This is a genomic window from Rhodovulum sp. (genome assembly GCF_011048875.1).
GTDB classification, from domain to species: Bacteria; Pseudomonadota; Alphaproteobacteria; order Rhodobacterales; family Rhodobacteraceae; genus Rhodovulum; species Rhodovulum tesquicola.
This window is the reverse complement of the sequence record NZ_DSDD01000320.1, coordinates 1-11,200: the sequence shown is the minus strand read 5'-3', so window position 1 is coordinate 11,200 and position 11,200 is coordinate 1. Positions and strand designations below refer to the sequence as shown.

The 11,200-nt window shown below is 64.2% G+C and carries 7 protein-coding genes and 1 pseudogene; 4 read left to right on the top strand and 4 right to left on the bottom strand.

Features of this window, described 5'->3' with window-relative positions; translation table 11 throughout:
• Both ENN83_RS11250 and ENN83_RS11245 read left to right on the top strand, forming a co-directional pair.
• Window positions 1–248 (top strand): hypothetical protein (locus ENN83_RS11250; RefSeq protein WP_287187061.1); only part of this gene is annotated, 248 nt, incomplete at its 5' end.
• Window positions 249–452: 204 nt separating this feature from the next.
• Window positions 453–1,746, top strand: a pseudogene (locus ENN83_RS11245) (IS256 family transposase).
• Window positions 1,747–2,212: 466 nt separating this feature from the next.
• Here ENN83_RS11245 and ENN83_RS11240 read toward each other — a convergent pair.
• A complete protein-coding gene (locus ENN83_RS11240) occupies window positions 2,213–7,252 on the bottom strand; it encodes a RecQ family ATP-dependent DNA helicase (RefSeq protein ID WP_287187058.1) in 5,040 nt (1,679 codons plus the stop codon).
• A 462-nt stretch (window positions 7,253–7,714) separates the two neighbouring features.
• Between ENN83_RS11240 and ENN83_RS11235 the strand changes: the two genes are divergently transcribed.
• Complete coding sequence (locus tag ENN83_RS11235) at window positions 7,715–8,203, top strand: DUF1214 domain-containing protein (RefSeq protein WP_287187055.1); 489 nt, start codon at window positions 7,715–7,717, stop codon at window positions 8,201–8,203.
• A complete protein-coding gene (locus ENN83_RS11230) occupies window positions 8,091–8,405 on the top strand; it encodes a DUF1214 domain-containing protein (RefSeq protein WP_287187049.1) in 315 nt (104 codons plus the stop codon). Before ENN83_RS11235 ends, ENN83_RS11230 begins: the two co-directional genes overlap by 113 nt.
• Window positions 8,406–8,538: 133 nt before the next feature.
• Here ENN83_RS11230 and ubiV read toward each other — a convergent pair whose 3' ends face one another.
• The 3 genes from ubiV to ubiT are packed head-to-tail and all read right to left on the bottom strand — an operon-like array spanning window position 8,539 to window position 11,005.
• Complete coding sequence (gene ubiV / locus ENN83_RS11225) at window positions 8,539–9,459, bottom strand: ubiquinone anaerobic biosynthesis protein UbiV (RefSeq protein ID WP_287187046.1); 921 nt, start codon at window positions 9,457–9,459, stop codon at window positions 8,539–8,541.
• Window positions 9,460–9,464: 5 nt separating this feature from the next.
• Window positions 9,465–10,463 (bottom strand): ubiquinone anaerobic biosynthesis protein UbiU, encoded by a 999-nt coding sequence (ubiU, locus tag ENN83_RS11220; protein ID WP_287187052.1) that lies wholly within the window; start codon window positions 10,461–10,463, stop codon window positions 9,465–9,467.
• A gap of 8 nt (window positions 10,464–10,471) precedes the next feature.
• On the bottom strand, window positions 10,472–11,005 hold the full coding sequence (ubiT, locus tag ENN83_RS11215) for a ubiquinone anaerobic biosynthesis accessory factor UbiT (protein WP_287187043.1): 534 nt from the start codon (window positions 11,003–11,005) through the stop codon (window positions 10,472–10,474).
• Between the last annotated feature and the right edge of the window lie 195 nt (window positions 11,006–11,200).

The following is an 11,200-nucleotide window of genomic DNA, read 5'->3' as shown; positions in this document are numbered from 1 at the left end:
TCCACTGGACCAATTCCGAGACGCCCTTCACCCCACCGCGTGGCCCGGTCGATGGCCACGAACAGATAACGGCGCGCGTTCGGCGGGAAAACTGTCCCCCGGACAGTTTTCTGATCCGCCTCATCTCCGAAGCGTTCGGCCAACACCGTCCCGGCCTCGTCGCTCGTCTGGATCTCCGCCCGCACCTTGGGCGTTGTCGTTGCTTGCTTGTGAAGGAAGGTCTGAAAAACCTGCCGATTTCAGCCTGATCTGGTAGACTTGGGCATCCCTGCAAGGAGCCCCACCTATGCCGAAACAGCCAGCCTTTCCCGGCCTGCGCGACGCGATGAAGAAGAAGGTCACGCGGCGTGAGCAAGAGATATGGCTGAAAGTTGGTGATGGCCCCTGAGGGGCGGCATATCATGGCGGTGTTTACGCGCTGTCAATTCTCTGGAGAGAAAGGGATATGCCACATGACGAAGACTACCGTCACGCCATTGCCTGATCCATCGGGATTTTCGCCTGATCCGCTGACGGATATCCTGCGCTCCGGCGCGCGTCGCCTGATCGAGCAGGCCGTGGAAGCGGATCTGGCCGCTCTGCTTGCCGCCCATGCCGACGACAAGACCTAAGATGGCCGGTCCCGCCTCGTGCGCCATGGATATCTGCCGGAGCGCGAGGTGATGACCGGGATCGGCCCGGTGCCGGTGAAGGTGCCCAGGGTTCGCGACCGATCCGTCGGGGCCGAGAAGGTCCGGTTCACGTCATCCATCCTGCCGCCCTGTTTGCGCAAGGCGAAGTCGGTCGAGGACCTGCTGCCGTGGCTTTACCTCAAGGCCATCTCCAGCGGCGATTTCCAGAAAGCGCTGGCCGCGCTGCTCGGCCCGAACGCGGCGGGTCTGTCGTCGACCACCATCTCGCGGCTCAAGGCCGCGTGGTGGGATGAATATGAGCGCTGGCAGCGCCGCGATCTCGGGGCCCGGCGCATTGTCTACATCTGGGCCGATGGTGTCTGCTTCCAGCCGCGCATGGCCGAGGAAAAGCAATGCGTTCTGGTCCTGATCGGGGCCGACGAATGGGGCCGCAAGGAGGTTCTCGGCCTCACCGACGGGTATCGCGAGAGCACGCAGAGCTGGCGCGAGCTGCTGCTTGATCTGAAGCGCCGTGGCCTCACCCGCGCTCCGGAGCTGGCCATCGGCGATGGCGCTCCCGGGTTCTGGGCGGCGTTGCGCGAGGTCTTCGGCAGCACACGCGAGCAACGCTGTTGGGTCCACAAGACCGGCAATGTGCTGAACACGATGCCGAAATCCGTGCAGCCCAAGGCCAAGGCATTGTCGGGTGATTTCTTCCCCCGGAAGAAATCATGATCCCCTCCAATTGCACGATATCTGGCAGGCCGAGACCAAGGCTGAGGCCGAAGCCGCCTTCGATTTCTTCATCGAGACATATGGCGTGAAATACCACAAGGCGGCCGCCAAGCTGGTCAAGGACCGCGAGGTGCTGCTCAGCTTCTACGACTTCCCGGCCGAACATTGGAAACACATTCGCACCTCAAACCCGATTGAGAGCACCTTCGCCACCATCCGTCACCGCACCGGCAAAACCAAGGGCTGCCTGAGCCGGAAGACCGGCCTCGCCATGGCTTTCAGGCTGATGATGTCCGCGCAGGCCAAATGGCGAAAACTCGACGGGGCCAACCGACTGCCGGAAATCGTCCAGGGGATTGCCTTCAAGGACGGGATCAAGAAACTTCAAGCCGTCGCCTGATCACGCCGTCCCCAACTTTCGGGCATAACTCTGGGATGAAGCATTTCTATGCCGCATTCTCAATGGCTTGCCCGCAGCACGGCCAGCCGCGTGACCCAAACGCGATTGCCCTGTGTTCATCGGTGCCATCTGCGGCATCAAGGGATGGCGCGTCACCCTACCGGGTGTCCGTTATCGTGAGTTAGTCCGTGGAAATTCGCGCCCCCGGCAGAGCGAGCGCTGGGCCCTGCACGAACGCCAGAAAAGGGTTGGGTCAAGTTATCTGATGGTTTGTGTCGCGTATTCGCAATGCCCCGCGATGTGCGGTTCGCCGGGCCGCACCGCGGCATCCGGCGTGGTAGGTGGACGGCAGCTAATGGCCGTCCCTGCTGGTCCGCCCTGCCGGGTGGCGCTCAAGTGCGCCGGTCGCCACTTGCGCATTTCGAAGGTTCAAGTTGAAGTATCGACCCGCGTTCTGGCGGAACTGTCAGATGTTGCGAGTTGGCGCGTTCGTGCGGAACACGAGTTCGGGCAGGATCGTCTCCCATTCGTCGCGTTTGATGTAGGTCTGGAAGCGCTCGTCATTGTCGGTCTTGCGCCAGCGCACAATCGCGCCCACACTGCCCGAAATCAGAGTGGTGCCGTCGGGAGGCGCCCAAGCTGCTGCCATACGGCCCAGAACCCGGCCAGTCCTGTCGAGGATCAGCCATTTGCCCTCGTGCAACGAGATCGTTACCGGATCATCGACCTGCGCGGCTGCGATGGCCGCGAGGGTCGGGTTCGTCTCGGGAAGCCGTCCGGCATAGGAGAGATCGACCGAACTCATATCAGGAACCTGATACTGGTCCGGCTCAGGCAGTTCGAGCCTGTGCGGCATCTCGACCTTGCGCAGCATCTCGCAATCGCTGTCGGCCTCGACAAAGGCGTGTGTCCCGCTTGTCACTATGGCAAGGCTGCGGCGCGCGCGGGTCATCGCAACGTAGAAGAGGCGGCGGGGCGCCTCGCCGTCTTCGCCCTTAGACAGCGCCTTCCAACCTCCGTTCAAGATCACCACATGGTCGAACTCAAGCCCCTTCGAGCGATGCGCGGTCAAGAGCAAAAGCCCCCGTTGCGCGCTGCGGATATCCTGCGCCCATTCGGCCAGCCATTCGATCGTGTCGGGAACCGGGATCGTCTTCTTGCCCAGTTCCCGGGCCAGATCAGCGATGCCCTCGGCGATCAGATCGATCCAGCGATTTGGGCGCTGCTCGTTGAGCACATCAAGCATGTCCTGAATGCTCAACATCGCCGCCGGGCGTCGGCGCAGGCCCGCCACGAAGCGTTGCATCTCTCGCAGGCGCCAGATGCTGGGCAGCTTTTCGTTCGCCATCTCGACGGGCAGGCCAAGCTTTTCGGCATAGGCGCGCACCGGGCCGAGCCTGCGCCAGTCGCGCGAGATGATCGCGCATCGCGCCCAGGTGAACCCCGGGTCGAGCCGCGAGATCCGCACCAACTCGTCTATCGCCGCCACCGCCTGTGCTGTGTCATCGGCCGCGACATCCAGAAACTGCACCCGCCCCTGACCGACCGGGTCGTAGCCCGCCATCACCCCACCACCGGGATCGAGGCTGCGCATCTTGTCCACGGTGATCGGATGGCCCGCCTTCATCCGACCGCGCGCGGGGACGATGACCTGGTTTGCCGCGTCCACGATGTGCCGGGTCGAGCGGTAGTTTTCGGTCAGGAACTTCGGCTTGGCGCGGTAGTCTTCCTCGAACTGCCGAATGAAGGAAATCGAGGCCCCGGTGAAGGCATAGATGTTCTGGTCGTCATCGCCCACCGCAAACAGGCTCAGGCGCTGGTCGGGATCGTCGAGCGAGCGTCCGGCCACGGCGGCGATCAGCGCATATTCCTCGGGGCCGATATCCTGGTATTCATCCACCAGGATCCAGCGATAGCCCTGAATGAGCATCTCGCGCTGCGCCTCGGCCTCCGATCGGCTAAGGCCCTCGCCATTGATCTGCCGCACTGCCTCGCGCAGGATCGCGTCGAAATCGCGCCGTTCGGCGCTCGCGCCGGTAAAGCTTGCCCCCACCAGCCGCATCGCCAGCGCATGGCAAGTCGAGACGGTGACGCGCGCGGCATCCTCGCCGACCAGATGGCGCAGGCGGGCGCGGATTTCGGCGGCGGCGTGGCGGTTGTAGCTGAGCACGAGGATGCCGCGCGGATCCTCGCGCCTGACCCGCAACAGATAGGCGATGCGATGCACAAGCACGCGCGTCTTGCCCGAGCCGGGACCGGCCAGCACCAGTACGTTCGTCGCCTCGCGGTCGTCGGCGACGATTTCCTGCTGCGCCGGATTGCCCAGATCCTCGACGATCCGTTTCCACGCCCGGCCGGTGGTCTGGCGGCGCAACTCGACACTTCGGCCGGGCATCCAGCGTTGCAGGAACCTTTCCTGATCGAGGGCGAAATAATCCTCGGCGAGCCGCACCGCCTCGTCGATCTGGCCTAGCCCCTTTTCGGCGTAGGCCGCCATTACATGGGTCTGCAACGTCTGTTCGCGGTAATGCTCCTCAAGCGGCAGGAAGTCCTTCTTGGTGAAGCCCGCACGCCCGGGTTTGAGGTAGACCGTCATCGCCGAACGGAACACTGTGAGTCCCTTGCCGAGCGTCATCACCTGTTGCTCGTGCAGCCACAAAAGCGCGCGCTCCATGAGCTTGGTCATGTCCTTCACGCCCGAGGCCTTGATCAGCGCGTCGCCGCTCAGCGCCGCCAGAAGGTCGCCGATGGTCGTATCGACCTGAATATCCTTTCCTTTCGTGCCTGTCGGAACTTTGGAAATCAGGAAGTCGAGCAGCTTTTCCGCCGCCATCCAGCGCAGCGCGGCGGTCTGCTCCACCACGCGCCACGAGCGTTGCAGCACCACCTCGAGCGTTTTCGACGAAAGCTTGCGCAGCCGGATGTTGCCGCGCCCGCCGTCGCTGTCGCGTCCGTCGCGTTCGATGCTGCGCAAGAGCCGGTCGATCACATGCGGGCTGGCATCTTCATGGCCCTCGTCGCGCAAAAGCTGGCTTGCCGCGACCAGATCGAGGGGGGCGCCATCACCCACATCCGCCTCGGGCGCCATCTCGCGCATTCGCGCGATCAGGGCCTTTTCCAGCCGCATCGCCCGCGCGTTGCGCGGCAGCGAGGCATTCTCGAAGCCTACATGCACCGAAACCGTGATCGCGATGTCATTGCGCGCGATGCCAAGCGTTTCGAGATCCGCCATCGCCTTGCTCAGCGCCCGGTGAGTCAGCCCGCTGATGCCGGTCAACTCGTCAGTCGAAATGCCCTGATCAGGGGGCGTGTTCATCACATGGCGCACGATGGTCAGAAGCTGTCTCCGCCGCGCCCCGGTGATCTTGGCACCCTTCAGGCGGGTCTCGGCCTCGGCCAGCGTGCGCACCAGAAGCGAGGAGGGGAACACCTGCACCCGGTTTTCCTCGCGCGAGACGAGCGACGCCTCTTCGAGCCAGGAGATCGCCGTCTTGACGCGGGTGTCTTCGGTCGCGCTGTCGCGCAGGAACTCACGGTCTTTCTCCTCGCGCACGATCTCGCCCGCGGTCGCCACCACCTTGCCGCTGTTGCGGGTGCGTTCATCAATGCGGCGCAGGGCTTTCAGGATGGCGCCGATCTCGTGGCTCGCAAGGCGAGAGCGGGCGGTGAGGGTGAACTGCCGTTCGACATCGTCGGAATGATAAAGCAGCACGCAATCGGCGGGCTCCTGGTCGCGCCCGGCCCGGCCTGCCTCTTGCAGATAGTTTTCTAGCGAGCCGGGAATGTCGGCATGGACCACCACCCGGATGTCGGGCTTGTCGATGCCCATGCCGAAGGCGTTGGTTGCGGCGATCACCCGCAGATCGCCCACGCGAAAGCGTTCCTGCACCGTCTGCTTGTCGTCGGGGGTGAGCCCAGCGTGGAAATGTTCGGCGGCAAGCCCCTGTTGCTTGAGAAAATCCGCAACCCGCTCGGTCTCCTTTCGGGTCGCGCAATAGACGACGGCCCCGGATTTCCCGCCCTCGGGCAGGTGCTCGGAGATCACCGCCAGGATATCCCCGAGCTTGCTTTCCTTCGTCGTCGCCAGCACCGAGAATGTCAGGTTGGTGCGCGTGGCCCCGCCATCGAACAGCGCGAGGTCCACGCCCAGACGGTCGCGGAAATGCGCAGTGATGTCGCGCACCACTTCGGGCTTGGCCGTGGCGGTCAGGCACAGGACCGGCGCGGGCGGCGCATCGCCGGAAAACTCGCGGATGAAGCGGCCGATGTAACGGTAGTCGGGCCGGAAATCATGGCCCCATTTCGAAACGCAATGCGCCTCGTCGAGAACCCAAAGCCCCACTTCGCGCTGCGCCAGCACCGAACGGACCGAGACGGAGCGCAGTTGTTCGGGCGAAATCAGCAAGATCGCCGCCTGACCCAGCCTCACCCGGTCGAGCGCGTCCTGCCGCTCGGGCATCGAGAGCATTCCGTTGATGGTCACCGCCGAGGATATTCCCGCCCGCTCCATCCCCTGCACCTGGTCCGCCATTAGCGCCACCAGCGGCGAAATCACCACCGTCAGCGCCCCGGTCTTGTCATAGAGGTTGAGCGCCGGAACCTGGTAACAGACCGATTTGCCGGTGCCCGTGGGCAGGATTCCAAGGACATTCGCATGCCCCATGGCCTCGGCCACGATGACCTCTTGCAGCGGCCGCCCATTGCTGTCCGTTGGCTGGGGCCGGAAGCCGTCGAATCCGAACCACTTTTTCAGCGCCCCCGCGGGGTTGTTCATCTCGGCGCACCAGGCGCAGGCAGGATCGCCGCAATTGGTATCGCGCAGATCGCGCACGATCAGGGCCGCTTGCGGAAAGGCCGCCCGCACCCAGGGCGGCATCACGGACTCCCCGCCCGCGACCGAGATCCAGGCCAGCGCATAGGCCATCGGCCAGCCCAGACGCGGGTCCGACAGCGCCTCGAGCGCCGCCCCGACCTGCACTCCGCAGGCCTTGTCGGCAAGGAGTTCCCGGATCGCCGCAAGTGCCGAGGCGCGGTCGGGCTGCCGCGCCTTGCGGACATGGGCAAAGACCGCGTCGAAGCCCTCGGCACGGTCCATGCGGGTCGTAAGGTAATGATAGGCGAGCAGGGTTTCGGGGGATTGCGCCGCAAGCTCGGTCAGCGCTGCGACCTGGTTTTCCAGCACCTCGAACACCAACCGCGCATCGAGCTCGGGGTCGTTCACATGCCCGGCCTGCAGACGCCCGTCATGGTAATGCTTGACGAGGTGGTGGTAAGGATTGCGCGGAAAGGCCAGCGGATTGAGCCAGAGCGTGTCGATCGGCGCGGCCATCCTCTCGAGGAGCCGTGGGCGCGCTGCGAGCAAATGCTCGATATCGTGGCGCAGGATATTGTGGCCGATAACGTGCGACGTCTTGCCGAGCGCGTTTTCGAGCTGGTCGAGTCCTCGGTCGATCAGGCCTTTCGGCGCCACTGCTGCGGGCCCGTCGCCAAACCGGACCGCGGCCAGATCGAGGATTTCGCCTGTCTTGGGATTGACCTCGAGATCGACGGACAAACAGCGCTCAAGCAGACGCTTAATGTCCGGACTCCCCAGTCGCAGGAAACTCGGAATAGCCATCAAGCCCGGGAAAAAGAACAGTTTCGCAGGAGACTAGAGCGCCCCCACCGATGTCGCAATACATTACCGCCCGGCACAGGGAACGATACGTCAAAACCTGCGGAAGCTCAGTCACGCGCAGATCGTCCGCGGCGATCAATGGCAACGTGGTCACTGCTGCTTCAAGAAGGCGCAAACCTCTTTAACGATGCGTTCGGAAGGGCGTTGTTGTAGAACGGCAGCCTGAGGCGTGACTTGCTCTTTCCCCTTCAGGTTCAGGCCACGCAGACGATTTCGGCGGTGCCGGGGGGCTCTGTTGCACAAATCCTGCGAGGGATTCATCTTGTGAATCCTCGGTGGTAGCTGGGCTGCATCAGCAGTCCCACACACCCGACCTACAAGACCCGGAACTGGCCGAGCTACAACGAAGCACTCAAGCGCCGAGGCTCGCTGACGATCTGGTTCGATCCCGCCGTGCCCTGGGAAGCCGCGCTGACCGGCAAGCGCGGACGGCAGCCCGCCTATGGCGATGCCGCAATCACGCTGTACATTCAGGCGACGTCGCCCGGGTCGGACAAGGAGTCGAACTGGTTGCCGGCGAATGACGGTCCGCTCTGGACGGCCATGCGCATCTACTGGCCGAAGGAAGCCGCGCTCGACGGAACCTGGACGCAGCCACCGTTGATCAGGATGGAAGTGATGGGGGGGCGCCTTCGTCGGCGGCTACCGGTTCCAATCGCAACCGGGCGTGGACATCCTCGACGGCGCCACCTTCGTCTACTTCATGGCCACCGGCGTGACCCCCGCGATGGAGCAGAAGGTGGTCGGGCTCGGCTCGCAATACGCCTGGACGGCGCATGACGCGGTCGGCCCGCCGCTTGACGGCGGGTCGACTTATCGCCTTCACCCGCCCAAGGGCATCCCGGTCAAGGACTTCTGGTCGGCAATCCTCTTCTCCAACCTAGCCCGGTTGATAAGAACGGCATGTCGGAAGGCGCCGTCTGCAATTGGAAGGCCAGGTTCGGCGGCACCACGGCGCCCCGGGCTCGCACTTGCCGCGTAATCGGTCCGAGCGACGATGGCGACGCTGCTGAAGGCACTCCGGGATGAAAACGCCAAGCAGGAAAACTCCAGCGCGGGGGGGCTCGGCGAACCCCCGGTGACGGTTTCACGGGACGGCGGGATCTGCCATAACGTCAGGCCATCTCGGTCACGCGCGGGACCCAGTCATGCCCGGCCCGGCCGCGGTAGAAGCCGTTGATGAAGGGCGCCTCGATCCCGAGCTCGCGCAGCTTCGCCTCGCCCTCGGCCACATCGACCCGGCCTGCCAGCACGTCGTCGAAGGCCCGTGTCACCGCGATCATGTCGCAGGTATGCGGCATCACCCGGAAATGCGTGACCCCGATCGACCGCATGTCGTCGAGATCGGCCATCAGGTCGAGATAGCCGTAACTCAGCGTCTGGATGCCGTTGATCGTCAGGAACGGCTTTTCGTCCATGGTCTTCAGCGTCATGCCGTCTGGGTCCTCGCCGCAGACGAACTGGCAATTGTTCTTGGTCCGCTCATGCGCCCGGGCGTGATAGCAGCGCGCCGACAGCGCCAGCGAGGCGCGGCCGAAGACCTGCACCTCGACGCCGACGCCCAGCTCCCGTGCCTTTTCGCCCAGCCGCGCGATGGTCGCACGCGGCAGTTCCGGCAACAGGCTGAAATGGGTCGCGCCCTGGCCCGCCAGATAGGACATGGTGTCCTCGTTATAGACGTTCAGCAGCCCGCCGATCCGGTGCGGCCGGTCCTTGAGGTGCAGAAGTGCGGCGGTGTTGTTCACCTCCAGGTCGCGCCCCTCCTGCTTGGACCACTCCATCAGGATGTTGCGCTCGCGCTTGATCACCACCTCGGAGAAGGAGGAATAGACCACCGTCTTGCCCGCGCGTTCCAGCCGCTCGGCGACCGCCGGCAGGTGCACGTCGTCGAAAAACGGCGTGCGCTTGGAACAGATCACCTCGCCCAGATAAACGGTTCCGACCGGGCTTTCGTCCGCGATCCGGTTGTAGAAGTCGATCCGCTGCTTGGCCGGCCAGTGAAAGAGGTTCGGCCCCAGGGTCAGAGACGGGTTCATCGCCGTCACCTCCATTTCTTGGTCTTGAGCGCGCCCTCGGTCTGCTTCTGACCCTCGGTCAGCGCGATGAGGTCGGCAAGCTTGGGTTCCTGGCCCGCCATGATCGAATCGACCGCCTCGCGGAAGGCGGCGACCACCTTCTTGACATAGGCCTTGGACCGCTGGCGGCCCTCGATCTTGAAGGCATGCACGCCCGCAGTGATCAGGTCGGGCAGCATGTTCGATGCGTTCAGGCTGACCGGTTCCTCGAAGGCGTAATAGCCGCCGTCGCGGGCGTCGCATTTGTAGCGGCCCTTGCAGATCGTCGGGTAGCCGGCGGTTTCCTCGGGGCCGAAGCGATCGATCATGTAATCGCCCAGGATCGTCGACATGCTGCCATCATCGGCGCGTTCGTATTTCACGCAGGCCGCGGGTGAACAGGCGCCGTCCATGTTGGTGGACTGGCCGGTGACATAAGTGGTCAGCGAACAGCGCCCCTCGACCATCAGCCCGTGGTTGCCGAAGATGAAGGTCTCGACCTCGCAGGGGATTTCCTTCAGCAGATCCCGGATCTCGCTGACGGTCATGATGCGCGGCAATACCACGCGCTTTACGCCGAATTCGCGGACGTAATATTCAATCGCCTCGGGGGACGAAGCGGCGGCCTGCACCGACAGATGGATGCGCATGTCCGGGTGGTTGTCGCGGATATAGGCGGCCACCGCGATATCGGCGACGATGCAGGCATCCGCGCCCAGCCGCGCCGACAGGTCTACCATCTCCTTCCACAGCTCGACCTTGCCCGCGGGCGGGAAGGTGTTCAGCGTGATCAGGACCTTGGTGCCGCCCTCATGGGCGTAGCGGATGGAGTTCTCCATCTCCTCGGGGGTGAAGTTCAGCCCGACGAAATTGCGCGCATTGGTGGCGTTCTGATAGCCGCAATAGACGGCATCCGCGCCCGCATCCACCGCTGAGCGAAGCGCGGCGGGCGTGCCCGCAGGGCAGATCAGCTCGGGCTTGACCATGGCGTTCATTATTTGGCCCCTTTCCGTTTCTGGGCATTCTCGGCGGCGCGGCGCAGGGCGTTCAGCGCGGCGCGGCCGGGCGGGCCGAACATGTCGGCCACACTTTCGGCAATCGGGTCATCCACGTCGTCCAGCGCATTGCGCAGGCAGACCACCGCCTCGGTATCGCCCGTGACGATCAGATCGCGCGAGAAGAACAGCGCGTCGCCATCCTGCTCGGTATCCATCAGCGTCAGCAGGTCAAGGAACTTGCCCGAGATCCGCGCGGCATGCGGCGGCGGGTTCCTGCGGCCGACGGCGCGGAAATCCAGCGCCTCGGGATCGGGGCGCAGATACAGCATGAACGGGATGTCCACCGGGTCGATCAGGAAATAGGCATGCCGATGCGGACCCAGACGGTCGAACATGTCGGGGTTCTGCACCGCGATCCGATGCACGATCCGCTTGAGGATCGGGTTCAACAGGAAAAGCGGCAGCGGCGGCGCGAAAGCAAAGCCGCCGGGGCCGGCGCCAAGGCGCGAGGACTGGGGTTCGGATGCCATGACTTGGTCGTTACAGGAGTATTCGGGCGCAGGACTTGACCTACGTCAAACCCTCGGACCTGTCCGCGCCACGAATTGTCACAGGCACGGCACAGGGGCCGGAAACAGGCTGTTTCCGGCCGTCGCTTCCCCGATCACATCGCCGCGAGTTCCCGGGGACGGCGATCGAAGGGCAGACCGCAGAGCGGGTGTTAG